The 23,433-nt window shown below is 69.1% G+C and carries 25 protein-coding genes; 9 read left to right on the plus strand and 16 right to left on the minus strand.

Going from position 1 to position 23,433, the window contains the following annotated elements:
- Positions 1 to 25 precede the first annotated feature (25 nt).
- The gene (locus AC1RM6_RS10545) at positions 26 to 901 is read left to right on the plus strand and encodes a LysR substrate-binding domain-containing protein (RefSeq protein ID WP_493100864.1); all 876 of its coding nucleotides are present in this window, start codon (positions 26 to 28) and stop codon (positions 899 to 901) included.
- Positions 902 to 932: 31 nt separating this feature from the next.
- On the opposite strand, the gene AC1RM6_RS10550 is transcribed toward AC1RM6_RS10545, so the two are convergent.
- Positions 933 to 1,406: an MgtC/SapB family protein gene (locus tag AC1RM6_RS10550; RefSeq protein ID WP_493100866.1), complete on the minus strand. Its 474-nt coding sequence runs from the start codon at positions 1,404 to 1,406 to the stop codon at positions 933 to 935.
- Positions 1,407 to 1,537: 131 nt separating this feature from the next.
- Between AC1RM6_RS10550 and AC1RM6_RS10555 the strand changes: the two genes are divergently transcribed.
- From AC1RM6_RS10555 to speD, 8 genes are all read left to right on the plus strand, one after another.
- Positions 1,538 to 2,374, plus strand: coding sequence for an SPFH domain-containing protein (locus AC1RM6_RS10555; protein ID WP_493100868.1), 837 nt, complete (start codon positions 1,538 to 1,540; stop codon positions 2,372 to 2,374).
- Positions 2,375 to 2,378: 4 nt separating this feature from the next.
- Positions 2,379 to 3,062 carry a DUF4178 domain-containing protein gene (locus AC1RM6_RS10560; protein WP_493100870.1) on the plus strand — a complete coding sequence of 228 codons (684 nt, stop codon included), beginning with the start codon at positions 2,379 to 2,381 and terminating at the stop codon, positions 3,060 to 3,062.
- 65 nt (positions 3,063 to 3,127) lie between these two features.
- Complete coding sequence (locus tag AC1RM6_RS10565; protein WP_493100872.1) at positions 3,128 to 4,375, plus strand: DUF4178 domain-containing protein; 1,248 nt, start codon at positions 3,128 to 3,130, stop codon at positions 4,373 to 4,375.
- Positions 4,372 to 4,548, plus strand: coding sequence for a hypothetical protein (locus AC1RM6_RS10570; protein ID WP_493100874.1), 177 nt, complete (start codon positions 4,372 to 4,374; stop codon positions 4,546 to 4,548). The genes AC1RM6_RS10565 and AC1RM6_RS10570 overlap by 4 nt, the downstream gene beginning before the upstream one ends.
- Positions 4,549 to 4,566: 18 nt before the next feature.
- Positions 4,567 to 4,776 (plus strand): DUF350 domain-containing protein, encoded by a 210-nt coding sequence (locus tag AC1RM6_RS10575; RefSeq protein ID WP_493100876.1) that lies wholly within the window; start codon positions 4,567 to 4,569, stop codon positions 4,774 to 4,776.
- Positions 4,769 to 6,331, plus strand: coding sequence for a polyamine aminopropyltransferase (locus AC1RM6_RS10580; protein ID WP_493100878.1), 1,563 nt, complete (start codon positions 4,769 to 4,771; stop codon positions 6,329 to 6,331). The genes AC1RM6_RS10575 and AC1RM6_RS10580 overlap by 8 nt, the downstream gene beginning before the upstream one ends.
- The gene (locus AC1RM6_RS10585; RefSeq protein WP_493100880.1) at positions 6,328 to 7,962 is read left to right on the plus strand and encodes an NAD(P)-binding protein; all 1,635 of its coding nucleotides are present in this window, start codon (positions 6,328 to 6,330) and stop codon (positions 7,960 to 7,962) included. Before AC1RM6_RS10580 ends, AC1RM6_RS10585 begins: the two co-directional genes overlap by 4 nt.
- Positions 7,955 to 8,380, plus strand: a complete 426-nt coding sequence (speD, locus tag AC1RM6_RS10590; RefSeq protein ID WP_493100882.1) for an adenosylmethionine decarboxylase — start codon at positions 7,955 to 7,957, stop codon at positions 8,378 to 8,380. The genes AC1RM6_RS10585 and speD overlap by 8 nt, the downstream gene beginning before the upstream one ends.
- Before the next feature lie 36 nt (positions 8,381 to 8,416).
- On the opposite strand, the gene AC1RM6_RS10595 is transcribed toward speD, so the two are convergent.
- The 15 genes from AC1RM6_RS10595 to AC1RM6_RS10665 form a co-directional block, all read right to left on the minus strand.
- A complete protein-coding gene (locus AC1RM6_RS10595; protein ID WP_493100884.1) occupies positions 8,417 to 8,599 on the minus strand; it encodes a hypothetical protein in 183 nt (60 codons plus the stop codon).
- A gap of 68 nt (positions 8,600 to 8,667) precedes the next feature.
- The gene (locus AC1RM6_RS10600; protein ID WP_493100885.1) at positions 8,668 to 8,958 is read right to left on the minus strand and encodes a DUF1488 family protein; all 291 of its coding nucleotides are present in this window, start codon (positions 8,956 to 8,958) and stop codon (positions 8,668 to 8,670) included.
- A complete protein-coding gene (locus tag AC1RM6_RS10605) occupies positions 8,955 to 9,365 on the minus strand; it encodes an acyl-CoA thioesterase (protein ID WP_493100887.1) in 411 nt (136 codons plus the stop codon). Before AC1RM6_RS10605 ends, AC1RM6_RS10600 begins: the two co-directional genes overlap by 4 nt.
- Positions 9,366 to 9,630: 265 nt before the next feature.
- Positions 9,631 to 9,894, minus strand: a complete 264-nt coding sequence (gene infA / locus AC1RM6_RS10610) for a translation initiation factor IF-1 (RefSeq protein WP_493100889.1) — start codon at positions 9,892 to 9,894, stop codon at positions 9,631 to 9,633.
- A 4-nt stretch (positions 9,895 to 9,898) separates the two neighbouring features.
- Positions 9,899 to 10,105: a cold-shock protein gene (locus AC1RM6_RS10615; protein ID WP_493100891.1), complete on the minus strand. Its 207-nt coding sequence runs from the start codon at positions 10,103 to 10,105 to the stop codon at positions 9,899 to 9,901.
- A 233-nt stretch (positions 10,106 to 10,338) separates the two neighbouring features.
- Positions 10,339 to 12,345 (minus strand): hybrid sensor histidine kinase/response regulator, encoded by a 2,007-nt coding sequence (locus AC1RM6_RS10620; protein ID WP_493100893.1) that lies wholly within the window; start codon positions 12,343 to 12,345, stop codon positions 10,339 to 10,341.
- Positions 12,338 to 12,976: a chemotaxis protein CheC gene (locus AC1RM6_RS10625; RefSeq protein WP_493100895.1), complete on the minus strand. Its 639-nt coding sequence runs from the start codon at positions 12,974 to 12,976 to the stop codon at positions 12,338 to 12,340. The genes AC1RM6_RS10620 and AC1RM6_RS10625 overlap by 8 nt, the downstream gene beginning before the upstream one ends.
- Positions 12,973 to 13,356, minus strand: coding sequence for a response regulator transcription factor (locus AC1RM6_RS10630; RefSeq protein WP_493100897.1), 384 nt, complete (start codon positions 13,354 to 13,356; stop codon positions 12,973 to 12,975). The genes AC1RM6_RS10625 and AC1RM6_RS10630 overlap by 4 nt, the downstream gene beginning before the upstream one ends.
- A 43-nt stretch (positions 13,357 to 13,399) precedes the next feature.
- A complete protein-coding gene (locus AC1RM6_RS10635; protein WP_493100899.1) occupies positions 13,400 to 13,681 on the minus strand; it encodes a hypothetical protein in 282 nt (93 codons plus the stop codon).
- Positions 13,678 to 15,597 (minus strand): chemotaxis protein CheA, encoded by a 1,920-nt coding sequence (locus tag AC1RM6_RS10640; protein WP_493100901.1) that lies wholly within the window; start codon positions 15,595 to 15,597, stop codon positions 13,678 to 13,680. Before AC1RM6_RS10640 ends, AC1RM6_RS10635 begins: the two co-directional genes overlap by 4 nt.
- A 316-nt stretch (positions 15,598 to 15,913) precedes the next feature.
- Complete coding sequence (locus AC1RM6_RS10645; protein ID WP_493100905.1) at positions 15,914 to 16,765, minus strand: CheR family methyltransferase; 852 nt, start codon at positions 16,763 to 16,765, stop codon at positions 15,914 to 15,916.
- Positions 16,762 to 17,841 carry a chemotaxis-specific protein-glutamate methyltransferase CheB gene (cheB, locus tag AC1RM6_RS10650; RefSeq protein WP_493100908.1) on the minus strand — a complete coding sequence of 360 codons (1,080 nt, stop codon included), beginning with the start codon at positions 17,839 to 17,841 and terminating at the stop codon, positions 16,762 to 16,764. Before cheB ends, AC1RM6_RS10645 begins: the two co-directional genes overlap by 4 nt.
- On the minus strand, positions 17,838 to 19,286 hold the full coding sequence (locus AC1RM6_RS10655) for a chemotaxis protein CheW (RefSeq protein ID WP_493100910.1): 1,449 nt from the start codon (positions 19,284 to 19,286) through the stop codon (positions 17,838 to 17,840). The genes cheB and AC1RM6_RS10655 overlap by 4 nt, the downstream gene beginning before the upstream one ends.
- An 11-nt stretch (positions 19,287 to 19,297) precedes the next feature.
- The gene (locus AC1RM6_RS10660) at positions 19,298 to 21,217 is read right to left on the minus strand and encodes a methyl-accepting chemotaxis protein (RefSeq protein WP_493100913.1); all 1,920 of its coding nucleotides are present in this window, start codon (positions 21,215 to 21,217) and stop codon (positions 19,298 to 19,300) included.
- A gap of 228 nt (positions 21,218 to 21,445) precedes the next feature.
- Positions 21,446 to 23,425, minus strand: a complete 1,980-nt coding sequence (locus tag AC1RM6_RS10665) for an ATP-binding protein (protein WP_493100915.1) — start codon at positions 23,423 to 23,425, stop codon at positions 21,446 to 21,448.
- Between the last annotated feature and the right edge of the window lie 8 nt (positions 23,426 to 23,433).

Below are 23,433 nucleotides of genomic sequence, written 5' to 3' on the forward strand. Positions count from 1 at the left end.
GAGGATATTTCACGGATTATCCGCCATGCGCCTTCCACCCCTGGGATCCCTTCGCGCCTTCGAGGCGACCGCCCGGCATGGCAGCCTCGTCGCGGCCGGACGCGAACTCCATGTCACCCATGGCGCGGTTTCGAAGCAGATACAGGCTTTGGAACATGATCTGGGCACCGTCCTGTTCGAGCGCCGCAATCGTGGCGTCCACCTGAACCGGTCCGGGCGTTGGCTGGCGGACCGCCTCAGACCGCTCTTCGCCGAACTCGACCGGACGATGCGCGATTTTCACGGCGCCGGCGCGGCATCGGGTCCGCTGACGATATCGTGCGAACCGACGCTCTGCCTGCGGATGCTGATTCCCGCGCTCGCGGATCTGGACGCGGCGACCGGCCTCAAGGTGCGGGTTCTGACGGCAGGAGGCGCGGTCGACTTTGCAAGCGACCATATCGACATCGCCATCCGCCGCAGCGACATCGCAGTGCCGCCGGGCGCCGACGCGGCGCCGCTGGCCGCCGAGCTCATGGGGCCGGTGCTGGCGCCAGGCCTGGCCAAAAGCGATCTCGCATCGTTGCCGCGCCTGCACAGCGAGACGCGCCCCGAGGCCTGGGCCACGTGGCAACGCCGTTCGGCCATGACTGCGGCGGGCCCGGATGTCCGCTACGAACATTTCTATCTCGCCCTGCAGGCCGCCGAAGCCGGTCACGGCGTGGCGATGGCGTCGGTGCACATGGTCGCCGATGCGCTGACCGCGGGACGGCTATGTGCCCCGTGGGGGTTCGCCCCCGACGGGACGAATTATCTGGCCGTCCGGCCGACCGATATCACCGATCGACGCTGCGACAGCTTCGTCGCATGGCTGGTGTCGCGCATGGCGATCGGCGTACGGATCGCAGGCACGGCGGAGTGACGGTCGAACGATGCCTATCCCGGGATCGCCGTCACGCCCGCTCGACGACCACCGGTTTGTGCACCGGCGCAGCATCATCAGCCTCGTTCGGCGCCGGTTTGAGCGGTCGCATTATCCACAAGGTCGCCATCGTCGCCACCGCCAGCACCACCGCGACGTCATAGCTGCCGAGGCCCGCCGAGACCCCGATAGCCCCGGTGATCCACAGGCTCGCGGCGGTGGCGGTCCCCTTGACCGACTGGCCTTGCTGGAGAATCGCGCCGCCGCCGAGAAAGCCGATCCCGGCGATCACCCCTTCGAGCACCCGCGCGATCGCCGCCGGATCATGCGCCATCATCGTCTCGACCGCCTGGACGAACCCGCAACTCGCCAGCGCGACCAGCGGAAATGTGCGGATTCCCGCACTTCGCTCTTCCTTCTCGCGATTCCAGCCGATCGGCAACGCCAGGACATAGGCGATCGTGAGTGCGATCAGATGGGGGACGATGTCGAAACCGGCGGGCATGTGGCGTTCCTCTCGCCAGGCGTAACGCCCGTGGATCGGAACGGTGCCGACACCAAAACCGATCATTCCCTCGGGCGCCCCGATTGAAAATCGCGGCCGCCGCGCTAGGCTTGGACACAGGGGGCAAACCGATGGGTCTGGGGCGTTTTTTCTCGAAATCGTTCATCGACGTGATCGACTGGAGCGACGAGCCCGGCACGCTCGCCTGGCGCTACCCGACCGCAGGCCATGCGATAAGCAACGGCGCGCAGCTGACGGTGCGCGAGGCGCAGGCCGCCGCCTTCATGAACGAGGGGCAGATGGCCGACATCTTCGGGCCAGGCCGCTACACGCTCGACACCGCGACGCTGCCGGTGCTGACCGCGCTCGCGCATTGGGACAAGGGCTTCCGATCGCCGTTCAAGTCCGATATCTGCTTCTTCGCGCTGCGCGAGCAGGTCGACCGGCGCTGGGGCACGCCGCAGCCGATCACCGTCGCCGATCGCGATTTCGGGCCGGTCCGGCTGCGCGCGCATGGCCGCTACAGTTTCACCATCGCCAACGTCGCGCTGTTCTGGACCGCGCTGGTCGGCAATCTCGATCGCTTCACCCTCGACGATATCGAACCGCATCTGCGCGGCGCGATCGCGACCGCGCTCGCCAGCCGGCTCGGCGGCGGCGCGATCGCCTTCGTCGATATGGCGGGCGACCAGCAGGCGATGTCGGCCGCGCTCGGCGCCGCGGTCGAGCCCGAGTTCGCCCGCTTCGGGCTGAGCCTCACCGGCTTCCTCGTCGAAAGCCTGACGCTGCCCGACGAGGTCCAGGCGGCGATCGACAAGGCGGCTGCCACCCGCGCGCTGGAGGGCGCCGCCCCGGCCGGGGATCCGATCGCGCTGATCGCCAAGCTGCACGGTCTGTTCCAGGCGGGCGCGATCAGCCAGGCCGAGTTCGACGCCAAGAAGGCGGCGCTGCTCGCACGGATCGGCTGACCTAATGACCGTCGCCCCCTGCCCCGCTTGCGGCGCCGAGCTGCGCTTCCGCTCGACGGGCCTGCCGGTCAAGGTCTGCGACTATTGCCGCAGCCTGGTGGTCCGCAGCGGCGAGGCCCTGACGGCGATCGGCACCGTCGCGACCGTTCCCGACGATGTCAGCCCGTTGCGGATCGGCACCCGCGGGCGCTTCGAGGATGTCGGATTCGAACTGATCGGGCGGGTGCGGTGGCGCTGGAGCGGCGGCGGCTGGAGCGACTGGGTCATGCTGTTCGACGACGGCGTTCAGGGATGGCTCGGCGAGGCGATGGGGCGGTACATGATATTGTTCGAACGCCCCGAAGCCGAACAGGGCCGTAAACTGATCGGACGGTTGAAGGATGGCGCGAGGGTCCCGACCGCGCGAAAGGCAAGCCTCGCCAATATCGAGTTCAGGGTGAGCGACGTCAAAAGGGCCGAATGCGTGGCCAGCGAAGGCGAACTGCCGTTCGCCACGCCCGCCGGCTTGCGGATGACCAGCGTCGATCTGTCGCGGCATGACGGACAATGCGCCAGCGTCCAGCGCGAAGAGCATCAGGAGCGTGCCGAGACTGCGGTTTATATCGGCCGCTACACGACGCTTGCCGAACTGCGTCCCAACGGCCTGCGCGCGATCGAAGGCTGGGCGATGCCGGACTTCACACAGTGAACGATCGATCGTCCGTCCCGGCCGTCAAGGCGCTGACCTGTCCGGCATGCGGCGGGGCGATCGAAATGCGCGCGGCTGGCCACACCGTCAGTCTGGCCTGCGGCCATTGCCACGCCGTCCTCGACATGACCCGCGGCGAGCCGAAGCTGCTCGCCAAGGCCGCGACGGCATTGTCCGCCCCCTGGCTGCCGCTGGGTTCGCGCGGCCGGCTCCAGGGCGTCGAGTGGGAGGCGATCGGCTATCTCGAACGCCGCAGTACCAACAGCAGCTGGTCCGAATATCTGCTATTCAACCCCTATCATGGCTATCGCTTCCTGGTCGACGACGGCCGCAGCTGGAGCATCGGCCGATCGCTCGATCGCACGCCGGCCAGCCAGGGCATCGGCTGGATCCTGCTGAATGGGCAGCGCTTCGACCAGTTCGACACGGCCTATCGCGCGACGGTGAGCTTCGTGGTCGGTGAATTCTATTGGCGGGCCGCGGTCGGCGAGACCGCGATGGTCCGCGATTTCGTGCGGCCGGGGACGATGATCAGCCGCGAGGAGAGCGACGGCGTCGGCGATGGTCATGGCGGCGACGAGGAGGGCGAGATCAGCTGGACCCGCGTCGACTTCCTGCCGCGCGGCACAGTCGAGGCGGCGTTCGGCTTCGCATCGCGCGGTCCGGGCAGCAGCACGCCATCGCCGCACGAGCCGTCGCCGTGGAAGGCGATGCAATGGCCGTCGGCGATCGTCGCGGCCCTCGCCGGCATCGGCCTGATCGTCGCCGCCAGCGTCGGCCCGTCGCACCAGCTCGTCTACACGAGCGATGTCGAGGTCCAGCTCGACGGGCCCGAAAAGACCTTCGTGATCGGCCCGTTCGATCTGCCCGACCGCTATGCGGGTATCGCCGTCCATGCCGAGGCGCAGGCGCTCGACAACAGCTGGGTCGATCTCGATTATGCGCTGGTCGATCGCCGTACCCAGCAAAGCTATGACGGCTCCGGCGTCGCCGAATATTATCATGGCGCCGACAGCGACGGATCGTGGAGCGAGGGCGACTCGCGTCCCGTCACCACCCTGTCGAGCGTTCCGGGCGGCGCCTATGAGCTGGTCGCCGACCTGTCGGCGCACAGCTGGACCAGCGGCAGCGCCTATCGGGCCGGCCCATCACCGACGACGCCGATCCCGGTCAGGATCACCGTCGAGCGCGGCACCAGCTTCATCGGCAATATCCTGCTCGCGCTGCTGCTGATCGCCGCGTGGCCGATCGCGCTGCTGGCGCTTCACGCCCGTTTCGAAAAGCGGCGCCTTTCGCAGGAGCCCGACGCATGAACCGCGGCACCCTGATCTATGCCTTATGGTGTATCGCCGTCGTGCTGACGTTCGGCGCGTCGGTGCAATATGGCTATTCGCCATTCGCCGACGGCGGGCGGACCTCGCTCGCCAGCAGCGGCCATGGCGGCGGCGGCGTCTTCATCCATTCCACCGGCCCCCACCACAAATAGATCGGAAAGGATCGATCGATGCTCAGCCTGCCCGTTCTGCTCGCCACCCTGGCCTATACCGGCTTCGGCCTCGTCATCTTCATCGTCGGCTTCCTGCTGTGGGACAAGCTGACCCCGGTCGATATGTGGAAGGAGATCTGCGAGAAGCAGAACAATGCGATCGCGATCCTCGCGGGATCGGTCGCGATCGCGATCGCGATCATCATCGGTTCGGCGATTCATGGCTGATCCCCCGGCGGCCGCCGGGGGCGCGGAGGACGGCACCGCCGCACTGTCGCGCTCGGCGCTCGCGCTGCTGGCATCGGCCTTCGTGGTGGCGACCTGCGGGCTCGTCTACGAGCTGCTGGCGGGCACCCTCGCCTCCTATCTGCTCGGCGACAGCGTCACCCAGTTCTCGACCGTCATCGGCACCTATCTGTTCGCGATGGGGATCGGGTCGTGGTGCTCGCGCTACGTGACCCGCGACGAACTGCGCGTGTTCGTCCGCGTCGAGATCATGATCGCGGCGGTCGGCGGCTTCTCGGCGGCGATCCTGTTCCTGCTGTTCGACCGGGTCGAGGATTTCCGGCTGCCGCTCTATGGCCTCGTCGTCGCGATCGGCGCGCTGGTCGGGCTCGAGATTCCGCTGCTGATGCGCATCCTCAAGGACCGGCTCGAATTCGGCGACCTAGTATCGAAGGTGCTGACCTTCGACTATGTCGGCGCGCTCGCCGCCTCGCTGCTGTTCCCGCTGGTGATGGTACCGCATCTCGGGCTGATCCGCACCGGGCTGTTCTTCGGCATCGCCAACGCCGCGGTCGCGCTGGCGCTGATCCTGATGCTGCCCAGGGCCGCACGCCTGAAGACCGAACTGGTCGCGGCGATCGTCGTGCTCACCGCCCTCGCCATCGGCATGATCGGCGCCGAGAAGCTGCAGCGCGCTTCGGAGAGCGCCGCTTATGGCGAACCGATCATCTACGCGACCCAGACCCCCTATCAGCGGATCGTGATCACCAAACGCCGCGACGACCTGCGGCTCTATCTCAACGGCAATCTGCAATTCTCGTCGCGCGACGAATATCGCTATCATGAGGCGCTGGTGCATCCGGCGCTGAGCCGGGTGGCGGCCTTGCGCGACGTGCTGGTGCTCGGCGGCGGCGACGGCCTCGCGGTGCGCGAGATCCTCAAATATCCCGGGGTGCGATCGGTGACGCTGGTCGATCTCGACCCGGCGATGACCCGGCTGTTCACCGACAGCCCGATCCTCGCCGGGCTCAACCGGCACGCCTTCCGATCGCCCAAGGTCCATGTCGTCAATGCCGACGCCTTCGTCTGGCTGCGCGCCAATCGCCGTGCCTTCGACGCGGTGCTGGTCGACTTTCCCGACCCGACCAATTTCTCGATCGGCAAGCTCTACACGGTGAGCTTCTATCGCGAGCTTGCCCGCGCGATGGCGCCCGGCGCGGTCGCCAGCGTCCAGAGCACCTCGCCGCTGGTGGCGCCACGCGCCTACTGGACGGTGTCGGCGACGCTCGAGGCCGCGGGCCTCGCGACCCGCGCCTATCATGCCTATGTGCCGAGCTTCGGCGAATGGGGCTTCGTGCTCGCCGCGCATGCCCCGATCGATCCGGTGCGGGGGGCCGGCCCGCTGCCGCCGGGGCTGCGTTTCCTGACCCCGGACAGCGAAAGGCTGGCCTTCTTCTTCGCCCCCGACATGGCGCGACGACCGGTGCCGGTGAACCGGCTCGACAACCAGGCGCTGGTGCGCGAGTTCGACCAGGAATGGTCGCAGGTCGAGGGATGAGCCGTCCCCTCTCGCGCCGGACCGTGATCGCCGGCGGCACCGCGGCGGGCGTCGCCGCGATCGGCGCGGGCGGGCTGGCGCTGCGGGCTTCGGCGGCGATGCCGGGCACGCTCGGCGGCGCCGATTTCCGCCGCGGCCACCGGCTGCGCGACGGCGGCTTCCCGCCGCCCACCGAACAGCGCCACACCCGCATCCTGATCGCCGGCGGCGGCATCGCCGGCCTGTCGGCGGGCTGGGCGCTCGCCGAGGCCGGCATGACCGATTTCCACCTGCTCGAACTCGAGGACCAGCCGGGCGGCAATGCGCGCTCGGGGCGCAATGCGATCTCGGCTTTTCCGCTCGGCGCGCATTATCTGCCGATCCCCAATGCCGAGGCGCGCGGCGTGCGCCATCTGCTCGAACGGCTGGGGATCATCACCGGCTGGCAGGACGGCAAGCCGGTCTTCGATCCCTATCAGATCGTCGCCGACCCCGACGAGCGGCTGCTGAGCCTCGGGCGCTGGCAGGACGGGCTGATCCCGGCAATCGGGCTGAGCGATGCCGACCGACACGATCTCGACGCCTTCTTCGCGGCGATGGCGGCCTATCGCGACCGGCGCGACGCGGGCGGCCGCCCGGCCTTCGCGATCCCGATGGAGCTGAGCGCGCGCGATCCCGACCTCGTCGCGCTCGACCGGCTGTCGTTCGCCGACTGGCTCGACCGGCAGGGCTGGCGGTCGCCGGTGCTGCGCGCGCATGTCCGCTATGCGTGCCGCGACGATTATGGCACCGAGCCCGATCAGGTCTCGGCCTGGGCCGGCATCCATTATTTCGCCGGTCGCCGCGGCGACGCCGCGAACGCCTCGACCGATGCGGTGCTGACCTGGCCCGAGGGCAACGGCCACCTCGCGGCGGCGCTGGCGGCGCGGATCGCCGGGCATGTCGAGGCCGCGCAGATCATATTCGCGGCGCGCATCGTCGACGGGCGCGCGATCGTCGACAGTTTCGATGTTAAGCGCAAAATGAGCATAAGCTGGCATTGCGACAGCGCGATCCTGGCGATGCCGCAGTTCGTCGCGGCGCATATCGCCCCCGACCAGGGCGCAAACCATGGCGCGGCCTTCGGATATGCCCCCTGGGTCGTAGCCAATATCAGCGTCGACCGGCTGCCCGCCGGCCCGGGCACCGCGCTCGCCTGGGACAATGTCTCGGCGACCAGCGCCTCGCTCGGCTATGTCGTCGCGACCCACCAGCGGCTCGACATGGTGCCCGGGCCGAGCGTGCTGACCTGGTATATGCCGCTGTCGACGATGGAGCCGGCGGCGGCGCGGCGGCTGATGCTCGACCGCAGCCTCGCCGACTGGCAGAGGCTGGTCGAGGCCGATCTGATCGCGACCAATCCCGATCTCGAGGGGGCGATCAGCCGGATCGATGTGTGGCGCTGGGGCCATGCGATGATCCGTCCCACGCCCGGCTTCATCTGGGGCGAAGCGCGGCAGCGGGCCACCGCGGCGGCACCGCCGATCTTCCACGCCCATTCGGACCTGAGCGGGCTGTCGATCTTCGAGGAAGCCCATTATCGCGGCACGATCGCCGCCGAACGGGCGATGGCCCATCTGGGAATAGACCATGTCTCGATCCTCCATGGCTGATCCGGCCGAAGCGACGCCGCCGCCGTTCACCGGCATCCACCGGCTGGTCGATCTGTTCGGCTGCACCGGCCTTGCCGATCTCGACCGGATCGAGCGGGCGCTGCGCGCGGCGGTGACCGTGTCGGGCGCGGCCCTGATCGACCTCAGGCTCCACCATTTCGGCCCGGGCCAGGGCGTCACCGGGGTCGCGCTGCTCGCGGAATCGCACATCTCGATCCACAGCTGGCCCGAACATGGCTATGCCGCGGCCGACATCTTCCTGTGCGGTCGCGGCCATGATCTCGACGGGGCGGTGGCGGCGCTGGTCGCGGGCCTCGGCGCGCAACGGCACGAAGTGACGTCGATCGCGCGGGGATATGGCGTGGCGGACGGTACGGCGCCGGCCGCTGAGACATCAGCCCGTTCGAATCGAGCATAGTCGAGATACGAACGGCAAACCAAGTAAACGATCAGTCTATCCCGCGACGCGGGTCCGAGCGGCGTCGCATTCGGCGGTGATCTGCTTGCGCAGCGACGGGCTGCTGAAATGCGCCTCGACGCCCTCGAACCGCTCGCTCTTCAACTGGCGGACGACTTCGCTCCAGTTGATGCACTTGCCGGTGCGGGCGATTTCGAAGGCCCGTTCGATGGTCGTCATTTGATTGGTCATGCGACGGGATATCGCGCAATCGCCGATCTTGCCAGACCCGCAGGCAAATTAGGTGATTATCCTGTGATATGCTCATAACCGATCACCAGCGGCGTCCGCGACGTGCGGGCCGGCAGGCGATCGAGCATGGCGGCGACGATCGTCGCCAGTTGCGCGCGGTGGCCTTCGAACAGATCGGCCGCCATGTCCGCCGACACCTCGCTGCGGTCCTTGCCGACCAGCGTCGCCAGCGCATCGCGGGTGGCGATGCAGTCGACCTGACCCGACGGAGTCTCGACGGTGAAGGCGATGCCGTCCTGCTCGCGCGACCAGGCGATGTCGGCGTCGACGATGCTGATGTCGGTCATGATGAGGGCCGTTCGAGGATGTCGCGCGGGATCAGGGTCAGCGCCTGCGACACCGCGTCGACGCAGCACCAGCAGGATACCGCCTCGACCAGCAGGTCGGTGCCGCGGCGGATCGCGATCGCATACCAGGCGCGGGCGCGCTTGACCGAGGTCAGCCGGACCTCGACCAGCAGCGCGTCGCCGGCAAAGGCGGGGCGGCGATAGTCGATCTCGTGACGGACCGCGACCCAGCGGAACGCATCGAATTCCGCCGGAGTGGCGAGGCCGCACCAATGGTCGTGCACGGCCTGCTCGATCCAGCGCAGATAGATGCTGTTGTTGACATGCCCCATATGATCGATGTCGGTCGCAGCGACCAGCACCGGCAGCACATGGGGGGCTTGCGGATGGCTGCGCAGCTCGGTCATCGCCGGGCGCCCGCCACCTGAATCCGGGTGCGGGGCCGGCAAGGCCCCGCTTTGTGGGTCAGCCGAGGATCTCGGCGACGATCCGGCGCAATTCGCTGCGCGACAGGACCGCGGCGCCAGGCGCCGACCTGGAATGGACGATAGAGGGATAAGCAACAGGCTTCGCAACGCGCGAGGCCGACGAACGATTCTTGATAATATTGTGCATTAAGATCCTTGCGCGCCGCATGGCGGCGCGCGTGTTTGAGAAATTGGCGGCCTGCGCTCAACGGCGCACGCCCCCTCGGCGCGGACCGGGGCCTGCGCCCGGGGTCCGCTCACGGTAGATGATCCGACCCTTGTCGAGGTCATACGGCGTCATTTCGACCTGGACCTTGTCGCCTACCACCGAGCGGATGCGGAAACGCCGCATCCGGCCCGCCGTATAGGCGATGATCCGGTGATCATTCTCGAGCAGGACGCGGAAGCGCCCGTCGGGAAGGATCTCGTCGATCATGCCGTCGAGGACCATGAGATCCTCTTTGGCCATCGGATCAGGCCGACGTCAGGTTGACGGCGGACTCGCGGCCGTTGCGGCCGGTCTCGAGTTCATAGCTGACCCGCTCGTCCTTGTTGAGCGTGCTCATGCCGGCGCGTTCGACCGCACTGATGTGGACGAACGCGTCGCCCGAGCCGTCTTCGTTGGAGATGAAGCCGTAGCCCTTGTCGATGTTGAAGAATTTGACGGTGCCGATCGGCATATAGTGCGTCCTTTCACGGATCGGGGTATCCGCGCGACAGCGTGTCGGCGGAGCCAGGCGGCGTGAAATGGAATGGTCTGCCTGAGGGCTTCAAATTCCGTCGCAGGCGACGTTAGCGCAACCGATATAGCGCAGGTGGCCGCGCTTTTCAATCTCGCTGTTGGTTTATCACTTGGACGGCGCTTTCGAACGACCTGTCTTTTTCTTGTTCCAGCCGCGAATTCGAGGCGGAATCAGGACCGCTCGATCAGGGTCCGGACCCGCTGCGACAGCGCCATGAAGGTGAAGGGTTTCGACAGCAATTCGACCCCCTCCTCGAGCCGGCCGGCCTGGGTGATCGCGTCGCGCGGATAGCCCGAGGTGTAGAGCACGCGCAGGTCGGGCTGGAGCGCGCGCGCGGCATCGACCAGCTCGCGGCCCGACATGATCGGCATGACGACGTCGGTCAGCAGCAGCGCGATCGGCTCGTCGCGGCGTTCGAGCAGGCGCAGCGCCGAGGATGGGTCATGCGCCTCGACGACGCGGTAGCCGAGCTCACGCAGCATCTCGACGGTGTAGCCGCGGACATCGTCGTCGTCCTCGACGACCAGGATCGTCTCGGTGGCACTGCCGAGCGCGGCATGTTCGTCGACATAGGCGGGCTCCTCGCCCGACGCGTCGAGCTGGGCGGGGAGATAGAGGTCGATGCGGGTGCCGCGGCCCGGCTCGGAATCGATCGACACCTTGCCGCCGCTCTGGTTGACGAAGCCATAGACCATCGACAGGCCCAGGCCGGTGCCCTTGCCGACATCCTTGGTGGTGAAGAAGGGATCGAACACCCGCGCGACCGTCTCGGGCGCCATGCCGGTACCGGTGTCGGCGACGCTGACCACGACATAATGGCCGGGAGCGATCCCGGCCGGCCCCGCCTCGCCCTTCGCGATCAGCAGATTGGCGGCGCGCACGCTCAGCCGACCGCCTTCCTCCATCGCATCGCGGGCATTGACCGCGAGGTTGAGGATCGCATTTTCGAGCTGGTGCGGGTCGACGTCGACGCTCCACAGATCGGGATCGGAGGCGATCTCGATCGCGATCGTCTCGTTGATCGTCCGGGTCAGCAGGTCTGACATTCCCGCGATCAGCCGGCCGATATGGGTCTGCTTGGGCGCGAGCGGCTGCTGGCGCGAGAAGGCGAGCAGCCGCTGGGTCAGCGCCGCGGCGCGCTCGGCCCCCTTCAGCGCATTTTCGAGCGAGCGCCGTGCGCGCTGGTCGATCGTCCCCGGCAGGCGGCGCGAGACGGTGTCGATATTGCCGATGATGATCGTCAGCAGATTGTTGAAGTCATGGGCGATGCCGCCGGTGAGCTGGCCGATCGCCTCCATCTTCTGGGCCTGGCGTAGCGCGTCCTCGGCCTGTTCGCGCACCGCGACCTCCTGCTGGACGCGGGTCTCGAGCGTGTCGGCCAATTCGCGCAAGGTGCGTTCGGCCTGTTTCGAGGCGGTGACGTCGTAGATCACCCCGACAAAGCGAAAGCCGGTACCGCCGTCGCGGACGATCTCGCCGCGCCGCGCGATCCAGCGCTCGGCGCCGTCGTCGCGGCGGACGATCCGGAACTCGCCCTGCATCGGCTCGATCGGCGAGGCGGCGCCATGATCGCCTTCGGGGATGATCGGATCGCTGCCAGCCGCGACGACGCCGTTGATCGTCCGCACCGGCAGCACCTTCGCCGGATGGAGCCCGAGCAGGGTACAGAATTGTTCGGACACCGACGCCGTCGCGAAGCCGTCGACATATTCGAAGGTGCCGACCCCGCCCGCGGTCTGGGCGATGCGCAGCCTTTCCTCGGTGCGCTTGCGCTCGGTGACGTCGATCAGCAGCCCGGTGAAATGTTCGGGCTGCTCGTCGGCGCCGAGCTGGCACTGGCCGCGGCCGTGCATCCACAGCACATTGCCGTCGGCGAGCACGACCCGATACTCCTTCGAGAACAGCTCGGCGCCCGCGAGCATCGCCGCCACCGCGATGCGGATGCGCGGGCGGTCGTCGGGATGGATCGCGGCGAAGAAGGATTTGACCGGAAGCCCCGCGCGGGCGGCGTCGGCATCGAAGCCGTAAAGATCGGCAAAGCCTTCGTCGACGAACAGCCGCTCGCGGGCGATGTCCCAGTCCCAGAAGCCGCTCGCGCCGGCGGCCGCGAACACCGCGCGCCGGCGGCCGTCGATATCGGGCGGCGGGACGGTCATCTCGGCGTCCCCGTCAGCCATCGTCGCCGACGACGCGTTCGATGAACTCGTCGAGCAGTTCCTTGAGGATGGTCAGCGCCGGCAGGTCCATCAGCATCGCGATATAGCCGCGAATGTCGCGCTTGCGGACCGCGAAGTCGATATAGAGGAACAGCACCAGCCCGTCGTCGGGCATGTCGTCGCTGATGTCGAACATCAGCGCGCCGTCGCCGCGCAGCACCTCGGGGATCGTCATCACCAGCGAGCGCTTGAGCATGTTGGCCATCGTCGCGAGGCAGGAGTTGAGGATGACGTTGCCGGTCTCGGCGAGCGCCTCATGCTCCAACTCGAGCACCTCCTCGGCGCTCAGTTCGTCGCCGGTGACCGCGCGGACCAGTTCGAGGCTGTTGGTTTCGGGAAAGATCAGCAGCGCGCGACCCGAAAAGGCGCCGCTGAAATCCTGGCGGATCGCGACGAGCTGAGCGATCTCGCGCTCGCTGATCAGCCGGGCGGCGCGGCGCTGGGTCACCACCTCGATCGAGGGGACCGACAGCGACACCTGGTCGCCGACCATCTTGCGCAGATTGGCGGCGGCGCGGCTGACGCCGATATTGACGATCTCGGTCAGGGCATCGCGCTCGAGCTCGCCGAGCGAGACGGTGTCGGGGATCATGCCTTCGATGCCCGCAGACGCAGCGCGGCTCCGGAAACGAAACCGCGAAGCCCCTCGACGGTCACCGGCTTGGGGACGAAGGTGGCGTTGATCGCGCGCGCGCCGGCGATGATCTCGTCCTGGATATTGGCGGTGATGATCGCCATCGGCAGGTCGGGATAGGCCGCGCGCAACTCGGTCGCGAGCTGGAGCCCGTCCTTTTCGACCATATTATAGTCGATCAGCGCGACATCGACCTGCTGTGCCGCCACCAGATCGAGCGCCTGCGCGGCTCCGCCGGCCTCGACCCGCGTCCAGTCGGGCTGAAGTTCGGCCAGGGCCTTGCCGGCGACGATCCGGGCAAGTTTGCTGTCGTCGACGATCATTACGGTGAGGGACATGCAGTGCTCCGAAGCGGCCGACCGGCCGAAATGTTCCGGGGAGTCATAAGATATTGATCGCGCCGCCGATAGGGGACGACTGAAGCCCCGACTGTGCCAGAGCGGGCAGGACGATATCGGCGAGCGGACCGGGCGCGGCGGGCGGAATCAGCACCGGCCGGAAGGCGAGCAGCAGTTGCACGACCGCACCATGCGCGCGGGTGCAGGCCCCCAGATCGACGACGTCGCCCGGATATTTTTGAAGCAGCGCGAGCAGCGGTTCGGCATCCTCGACCTCGCAGGCGCCCTCGAGCCGGATGCGTTCGCCATCGTGCCGGACGCTCATGCCGCAAGCCCCGGCAGGTCGAGCACCAGCAGCACGCCGCCGTCGCCAAGCAAGGTGGTCCCGGCGATGCCGGGGACATGGGCGAGCAACCCGCGCGGCGGCCGCACCGCCGCGTCGATCCGCTCGCGCAGCGCGCTGACCGTGACGCCGACCGCGTCGACGCCCTGCCCCATCACCAGCAATTTGGGCTCGGCTATGTCGGTGGCGTCATGATCGAGCAGCCGCGCGAGGCTGAGCAGCGGCAGGGTGCGGCCGCGGTGGACGCAGGCGCGCCCGCGACCGATCGCGAAGATCGCGGCCTCGTCGATGCTCGCCGTCTCGACGATATCGTCGAGCGGCACCCCGAAGCGGTCGCGGCCGACCTCGACCACCAGCAATTTGGTGGTGATCGCGTGGAGCGGCAGCACCAGCCGGACGGTGGTGCCGGCGCCGGGTTCGCTCGCCAGGTCGATGCGGCCGCCCATCCGGTCGATCGCGCTCTGCACCGCGTCCATCCCCACCCCGCGCCCCGACACGTCGGTCACCGCCGCCGCGGTCGAGAAGCCCGCGGCGAAGATCAGCCGCAGTGCGGCCTCGTCGTCGAGCGCGGCAGCGGCCTCGGCGTCGATCACCCCGCGGTCGACCGCGACCCGGCGGATATGGGCCGGATCGATACCCTTGCCGTCATCGGCGAGGGTGACGCGAACCTGGTCGCCGCTGCGGGCGATGTCGAGGCGGATCAGCCCCTGCGCGGGCTTGCCCGCGGAGAGACGATCGGCCGGCGGCTCGATACCATGGTCGATCGCGTTGCGGGCGAGGTGGAGCAGCGGCTCGAACAGCTCGTCGGCGATCCCCTTGTCGATCTGGGTCGCTTCGCCGGTCATCCTGAGCGCGACCTCGCGGCCGGTGGTGGCGGCGATCTCGCGCACCATCCGCGGCAGCCGGCGCAGCACCGGTGCGATCGACACCATCCGCACCGCGGCCACCGCGTCGCGCATGTCACCGACGACCCGGTCGAAATTGCCCTGGACCGCGCGGATCTGCGCGGCGAGCCCGGCATCGATCCGGTCGGCGCGTGCCGCGACCTGTGCCAGCGCATGGCCGGCGACGACGAGTTCGCCGACCGCATCGGCGAGCGCATCGATCCGCACGGCATCGACCCTGAGCGTGCGCACCACTGCGGCGGGTGCGTCGGCGGGCGCGGCGCGTGGCGCGGCGCCAGCGGCCTCGACCGCGACGATCGCCACTTGATCCGACACCAGCCGGAAGCTCGCGCGCACCGCGTCGATGGCTGCCGCCGACAGGCCCGTCAGGCGCAGATTGCAGCGAAAGGGTTCGATCGCCTCGGCTGCCGACCAGGGCTCGCGCGGCGTGATCGCGAACTGCAGCAAATCGGGCACCGCGACCGCGATCGCCACCGGGTCGTCGCCGCGGAAGAAGCAGTCGGGATCGGGATCGTAGCGAAAGGCGACCAGCGGCCCCGATGCCGGTTCGGCGAGCGCGCCGGTCAGCGCAAGCGTCCAGTCGGGTGCGGGTCCATCGGGGACCGCCACGACCGCGCCGCCGCCGGCCAGCCGGAAGACCAGCCTGGCGGCTTCGTCCTGCGCCGATGCGGGCAAGGCGCCCTGCCCCTCCATCGCCTCGACCCAGCGGTCGCTCTGGTCGATCGTGTCGACCAGCGCCGCTAGCCGGTCGGCGTCGAGCACGGCGCTGCCCGACCGTGCCTTGTCGAGCACGTCCTCGGCGGCGTGGAGCGCCTGGAGCGCAGGCGCCATGTCGAAGATCGCGACCGACCCCTTGAGGGTGTGGACCGCGCGAAACGCACTGTCGATCCGCTCGCGATCGTCCGGGCTATGCGCCAGCGCCGCCAGGTCGTCATGCGCCTGAACGATGAGATCGCGTGCCTCGATCAGGAATTGTTCGAGCAGTTCGTCCATCAGCGATGGATCTCAGCACTTAAGCCCCTCCCCTTCAGGGGAGGTTCGTCAGGTCGGGAGTGCCCCCGGCACTCCCTCAACCATGCCGGGGGCATGGTTGACCTGACGAAGGGGTGGGGTGCGACTGAAGCGGCTCGATGCCGCTGAAGGCGCTCTTGGTTCCAGCGTGGACGCTCGCTGCGCTCGCGCGCCACCTTCGTCAGGTAAACCATGCCCCCGGCATGGTTGAGGGAGTGCGGGTGCACTCCCGACCTGACGAACCCTCCCCTGAAGGGGAGGGGCTCATAAGCGGAAGGACGCGTGAACATCATCATAGCTACGGCCGACGATAGACGATCGCGTCGTCAAAGCGAGCGAGCTCGAAACGATCGCTGATCCGCGCCATCGATTCGGTGTGGCCGAGGCAGAGATAGCCGCCGGGGTTGAGCCGGTCGAACAGATGGTCGGCCGCCGCCAGCCGCGAGGCGTCGTCGAAATAGATCAGCAGGTTGCGGCAGAAAATCACGTCGAACCGCCCCATCGCCGCCATCGCCACCGGATCGATCAGGTTGACGGGCACGAACTGCACCGACTCGCGCAGATCGTCGATGATCTTGCGGCTATGGCCGCGGCGATGCTCGAAATAACGTTCGACGACGTCGTCGGGCAGCTTCGACAGCGCGCGCTCGCCATAGATGCCGGCCTTGGCCTGTTCGATCGCGGCGGTGTCGATGTCCGATCCGACGATCTCGAGATGATAGGCGTCGACCAGCGGCCAGTTTTCGAGCAGCCAGATCGCGATCGAATAAGGCTCCTCGCCGCTCGAACAGGGCATCGACCAGATCCGGATCAGGTCGCCGGGACGGCGGGTGCGGATCAGGTCGGGCAGGATCGACCGGCCGAGCGCCTGGAGTTGATGTTCCTCGCGGTAGAAATAGGTCTCGTTGATCGTAAACGCATTGATCAGCGCCTCGACTTCGGCGGGGTTGAACACCAGCCGCCCGAAATAGTCAGCAAAGGCGGCGGCACCGCTTTCGGCGATGCGTTGGGTGACCCGCCGCTCGATATAATAGCGCTTGTTCTCACCGAAGGTCATGCCGGTGCGCTGGTAGATGAAGTCGGTCAGCCGGCGCAGATCCTCGGCCGACAAGGGGGCGGTCGTGGCCGGACCGGCATCGACGCCGCTCAACGTCCGGCAACCAGATCGGTCAGGCGTCCGGCGATACGGTCGAGCCCGAGGACGAAATCGGCGCCGCCGGCCTTCACCAGCGCGCCGGGCATGCCCCACACCACGGCGCTTTCCTCGGCCTCGGCGATCGTGTGGCCGCCCAGGGTCCTCAATCGGGTCATCGCTTCGGCTCCGTCGGCCCCCATGCCGGTCATCAACACGCCAACGAGGCTCTCGGGTTCGATCAGATCGATCGCGCTCGCCACCATACGATCGACGCTGGGATGCCAGTGGAAGCGTGGATCGGAGGGCGCGGCCATCGCCACCAGCCCCGTCGGCCGGCGCGCGAGGATCAGATCGGCGTCGCCGCGGCCGACATAGGCATGCCCCGGCCGCAGCGACACCGGTGCCGACACCTCCTCGACCGCGATCGCGCAGATCCGGTCGAGCCGTTCGGCAAGCGCGCGGGTGAAGCTGGCGGGCATGTGCTGGGCGATGACGATCGGCCAGGGAAAGTCCGCGGCAAGCGGCGCGAGCAGCGCGTCGAGCGCGGGCGGGCCTCCGGTCGAGGTGCCGACCAGCACGACTCCCTCGCGCGCCGGCCTGGCGATACGCCGGACCGGGCGCGCGGGCGCCGGCGCCGACACGGGCGGCCGCGCGCCGCGCCGGCGAAGCCTTTCGCTCAAGCGATGGGTGCGCGAGAGCCGCGCCTGCGACGCGGCGCGCACCGTCTCGACCAGCGCCGGCGCGATCCGTTCGATCTCGATCGACACCGCCCCGCCAGGTTTCTCGACGAAATCGACCGCGCCAAGCGCGAGCGCCTCGAGGGTTTCGTTGGCCCCCTGCGCGGTCAGCGACGACACCATCACCACCGGAGTCGGGCGCTCGACCATGATCCGGTCGAGGCAACCGAGCCCGTCAAGGCCAGGCATGTGGATGTCGAGGGTGACCACGTCGGGCGCGAAGGTACCGAGCTTTTCGAGCGCTTCGACGCCGTCGCGGGCAAGCTCGACGACGAAGTCGCCCTCGGCGGCGAAGATGCCGCCGAGCAGCCGCCGCATCAGCGGCGAATCATCGACGATCAGCAGCTTGATCACGAGTTGGTCGACACGTCCCCGGGCAGCATCGCCGCGAGCAGATCCTTTTCCGCACGGTCGAGCAATTCGCGCGGCTGAACGAGCAGCACCATTCGCTGTTCCGCACCGACGGTGGCGACCCGGTCGAAAATCCGCACCGCGCCGTCGCCGAGGTCGGGCGCGGCCTGGAGGTCGGCCTGGCCGACTCGGATCACGTCGGACACCGCATCGACGACGAACCCCGCCTGCATCTCGCCAAGGCTGACGATGATCACCCGCCGCCGCTGGCCGGCCCCGGCGGGCGCGTCGAAACGGCGGCGCTGGTCGATCACCGGGATCGCACGGCCGCGCAGGTTCATGATGCCCTCGACGAATTTGGGCGCGCGCGGCAGGCTGCCGAGACTGTCGGGCATGCGCACGACCTCGGCGACCGCCGCGACCGGCAGACCGAAATCGTCGCCGCCGATCCGGAAGAGGAGAAACTGCTCGGTTTTGCCCTGGTCCGCGCCTGCATCGTCCGCCGCGTCCGCCATCGCGTCATGCTCCTGTTGCCGGCCCTGCTCTTGTTGGTCGTCGGCGAGCCGGGCGACGAGATCGTCGCGCAGCAACTGGTTGGCCGCGAGCAGCGACACCAGCCGACGTCCGCCGTCGAGCCGGCACACCGCCTGGATACGCGCCTCGCCTGCACCGCGGGTCAGCACCGCCGGGATCATGTCGATCGCATCCTCGCCGACGCGCAGGATCGCATGGACCGCATCGACGACGAGACCGACCTTGTGGCGCCCGAGCCGGGCGACGACGACCCGCGGTGCCGTGGGTTGCGCGGTCGCGGGCAGCGACAGGAGATGGCGCAGCGACAGCAAGGGCAGCAGCGCGCCGCGATGCGCGGCGCTGCCGACCACCGCGTCGTCGGCCTGGGGCAGCAGCGCGATCCCTTCGGGCAGCCGGATCACCTCGTCGAGCTGGTCGAGCGGCAGCGCGAATTCCTGGCCGGCAACGGCGAAGGCGAGCAGGATGATCTGGTTGACCGCCACCATCCGCGCCTCGACCGTCGCCATGCGCGCCTGGCGCGGCTTGCGTGCCGTGGCGGCGACGAAACCGCGGTCGAGCAGGGCGGCGATATCGATCGGACGGGCGATCCGATCGCCGCCCTGCGCCTGGTCGCGGTCGATCAGCGCCGAGACCTCGTCGACGAGCAGGCCGACGCCCTCCCCGGCCCCCTGCGCATCGTCGAGGACGATCACCCGCTTGCCGGCGCCGGCGGGGCGATCGAGCAGGGTCGCCAGCGACACCACCGACAATATCTGCCCGCGCAGATTGCCGAGGCCCGCCAGCGCGCCTGGCGCATGCGGCACCCGCACCAGCGCGGGCGCGCGGATCACCTCACGCACCGCGTTCGCCGGGATCGCAAGCGTCTCCCCGGCGGCGCGGAAGCTCAGCAGCCGTTCGGATGGGGCGGAGGCCATCGCCGGTCCGATCAGCCGGCGTCGGTCTGCAACGCGTTGGCGAGCGAGGCGATCTCCTCGATCGCCGCCGCCAGATCCTCGGCGCTCTGCGCCTGCTGGCGCGCCGCGCTCGCCGCCTGGCGCGCCGCCGACGACGCCTCCTCGGCGACGCCGGCGATCTGCTCGGTGCCGCTGCGGATCTCGCGGACCGCCGCGAGGATCGCGTCGCTGCCCTGCAGGATCGCCGCGCTCGATTCGCTGGTGGTCGCCATGTCGGCGATGATCTGGGCGAAGCGCTCGACGACGACACGGTTACGGACGACCTCGATCTCCGAAGCGCTGGCGAGCTGGTCGAGGTCGCGGCGGACGGTGGCGATATCGTCCTGGATCGCGCGAACGACGTCGCGGGCGCGCTCGGCATTGGCGGCGCTGTCGCGGGCGAGCTTGCGGATATCGCCCGACACGGTCGCGAAGCCACGCCCGGCGTCGCCGGCGCGGGTCGCCTCGACCGAGCCGCTGACCGCGAGCATGTTGGTCTGGACCGCGACCAGCGACAGCGCGTCGATGATCTTCTCGATCCGGCGCGCGACCTCGTTGAGGCCGATCACCGCCGCCATTACCGCGCGCGCCTCGGCGAGCGCGCTGCCGACGCCGTCGACCAGCTTGCCGATCGTGTCCTGCCCTTCGACGATATAGGCCGTGACCGACGCCGCGCTCGCCACCGCCGCGCCGGCGCGGTCCTGGGCGACGGAGGCGGCCTTCTCGATCTGCGCCATCGCCGCATTGGCCTGGGTGGTCGCCGAGGCCTGGAGCTCGGCGCCGCGGCTGATCTGCTCGACTGCGACCAGTATCTCGCCGGCCGCGCCCGACAATTCCTGCACGGTCGCCGACAGTTCCTCGGCGGCGACGGCGACCTGCTCGGCCGACTCCTGGATATTGTCGCCGGACTGGAGCCGCTCGGTGAGCACCGCGAGTTCGTCGGCGGTCTGCTGGCTCTGGTCGAGCGACAGGCTCTGCTGCTGGACGCCCTGCTGGGCCTCGGCGGCGGCGGCCGACTGTTCCTCGGCGGCGGCGGCGACCTGTTCGGATCCGCGAATCGCCTCGCGCGCCGCGGCGTCGGCTTCGACCGCGACCAGCAATATGCTCTGCGCGCCCTCGGACAGCACCGCGAGATCGGCGCGGGCGGCGTCGAGCACCGCGATCACGCTGCGCCCCGCCGTAGCCTCGCCGGCGGCGGCCTCGGCGCTGGCGCGGATGCGATCGGCGATCAGGCGCACCTCGTCGACCACCTCGCGGGCGAGCCGCTGGACGTCGCTCGCACTCGTCTCCGACGTCTCGGCGAGCGCACGCACCTCGTCGGCGACGACCGCGAAGCCCTGGCCATGATCGCCGGCGCGCGCCGCCTCGATCGTCGCGTTGAGCGCGAGCAGGCTGGTCTGGTCGGAGATGTCGGCGACGATCCGGCTGATCTCGCCGATATCGTCGGCGCGGCGTTCGAGCGCGACGATCACCTCGACCGAGGCGAGCTGGCGGGCCGCGTTGAGTTCGATCGCGGCAATCGATCCGTCGATCTGGCTGTTGGTCTCGAGAAATGCCGCCTGGAGCAGTTCGGTCTGACGGCGCGACGCATCGGCGCGTTCGCGCGCGGCGGCGAATTCCGCGGTGAGCGAGCCGATCAGCCCGAGCGATTCCTGCGCGGCGCCGGCGGCCTCCTCGGCACCGGTCGAGATCTGGTCCATCGCGCGCTGCAACTCGGCCGCGGCGGTGGCGGCCTCGGTCAGCCCGCTCGCCAGTTCCTGCGAGGCGGCGCCGATCCGGCCGGCGAGCGTGTCCTTGCTCGGCGCGACCCGCGACCGGGCGGGTGCGCGGCTGCGCGCGGGCGCCTCGTCGGACGGTGCCGCGGGCTGGGCCTTGGGACGCGCGGCGAGCGAGGATTTCTTGACCAGGGCCATAGGGTTCGAAGCTTTCGAGCGAAGGATATGGTCAAGGCATAGATCAAGCCCGCGGGGTCTGCCAGCGGGGTGTTGGCGAGATCGGTCGCGAGCCTCTCCACGTCGTCACCCTGAACTTGTTTCAGGGTCCACCGTGACACAAGGGGACGCTCCCGAGCGGAAGAGTGGATCCTGAAACAAGTTCAGGATGACGAAAAAGGAAGGAGAAGGAAGAAGAGGATGAGTCCTTCACCCTTCCGCGGTGATCTGGCTGACCATCGCGCTCAGCTCGTCCTGGCGGAACGGCTTGGTGATGCGCGGCAGGTCGGCGGCGATCTCGTCGACCTCGGCATAGCCCGAGACGATCAGCACCGGCATCGCGTCGCCCTGCGCGCGCAGGGCGCGGGCGAGGTCGGCGCCCGAGCGGCCGGGCATCAGATGGTCGGTGACGAGGATGTCGGGGGCGAGGCCACCGTCGAGCAGGTCCTGCGCTTCCTCGGCCGATCCCGCCTCGACCACCTGGTAGCCGATCTCGCCGAGCATATGCGCGGTGCTCGCCCGCGCCGCCGGCTCGTCGTCGACGAGCAGCGCCACGCCCTCGCGTCGGAGGAGTGCGGGCACGTCGCGTGTCTCGACCGGGTTGGCCGACGCCGACGTCACCGGCAGCCACAGATGGATGCGGGTACCCTGCCCCGGCCGGCTGGAGATGCCGAGCGCGCCGCCGAGTTGGGCGGCCAGGCCGTGGACCATCGACAGGCCCAGGCCGGTGCCCTTGCCGACCCCCTTGGTCGAGAAGAAGGGCTCGATCGCGCGGGCGCGGGTGGCCTCGTCCATGCCCGTCCCGGTATCGGCAACCGACAGACGGATATAGGTGCCGTCGGACAGCCCGGCGGGACGGCGCGTTCCCGGCGGTTCGAGCTTGGCCGAGATGCGCAGCGTGCCGCCCGTCGGCATCGCGTCGCGGGCGTTGACCGCGAGATTGAGCACCGCCATTTCGAGCTGGTTGGGATCGGCCTGCGCCGAGGGAAGGTCGTCGGCCGCATCGACCTCGACCTGGATCTGCGGGCCGGTGGTCGAGGCGACCAGATCGGCCATGCCATGGACCAGCCGGGCGATGTCGACCGGCATCGGCTGGAGCGGCTGGCGGCGCGCGAAGGCGAGCAGCCGCTGGACCAGCACCCGGGCGCGTTCGGCCGACTGGACCGCCCCCTCGATCAGCCGCCGCTCGCGCGCGCTGCCGAGATCGCTGCGGTGGAGGATGTCGAGCGCGCCGACGATCGGGGTGAGCAGATTGTTGAAATCATGCGCGACCCCGCCGGTGAGCTGGCCCATCGCCTCGAGCTTCTGCGACTGGCGCAGCGCCTCCTCGGCCATGCGCCGGTCGGTGATGTCGACCGCCTCGGGCGCGAGCGAGATCACCCGGCTCTCGGCATCGCGCACCGGCCGCATCCCGAAATCGAAGATGCGCCGGCCGATCGGCAGGTCGACCTCGACCTCCTGCGCGACGGCCTCGCCGGCCGCGACCCGGCGCACCGCGGCGCGGACCAGATCGGGCAGCCCCGGGGTCGCGGCGAACCAGGGCGTCTCCCAGAAGGGGCGACCGACCACATCACCCAGCGTGGCCGCCGCGCCGTCGAGCGAGGCGCGGTTAGCGTCGAGCACGGTCCCGCCAGTGTCGAGCAGCAGCTGATACTGATAGTTGCTCTCGAAGATCGCCCGCATCCGCGCCTCGCCGATCCTCAACTGGGCGGTGCGCTCCTCGACCTGGCGTTCGAGCGAGCCGGCGAGGTTGCGCAGTTCCTCGAGCCGGGCGCGCGCCTCATATTGGCGGCGGCGCCCGCGCAGCGCCGCCTGGGCGAGGCTGACCAGGGTGGTCGGGTGGAACGGCCGTTCGAGAAAGGTGACGTTGTCGAGGATCTGGAGCTGGCGCGCGGCCTCGGGATTGCGTTCGAGCCCGCCGCCGGCGGTGGTCAGCAGGATGAAGGGGAAGTCGGACCATTCGGGCTGGGCGGCGATCCAGCGGCGCAGCGCATGCAGATCCGCCGAACGCACCGCCTCGGCGGTCAGGATCGCGAAACCGGCGCCCGCGGCGATCCCGCCGACCAGCGTCGCGATCGACGCGCAGGGCGAGGCCGCGATCCCGGCGCCACGCAGGATGCCGGCGGCGATCTCGGCATCGCGGCCGCGCGGCGCGAGAACCAGCGCGCGCTCGGAAAGGTCGGGGATCAAGCGACGAT

It is taken from the genome of Rhizorhabdus sp. GW822-FHT03C02, from assembly GCF_058801765.1.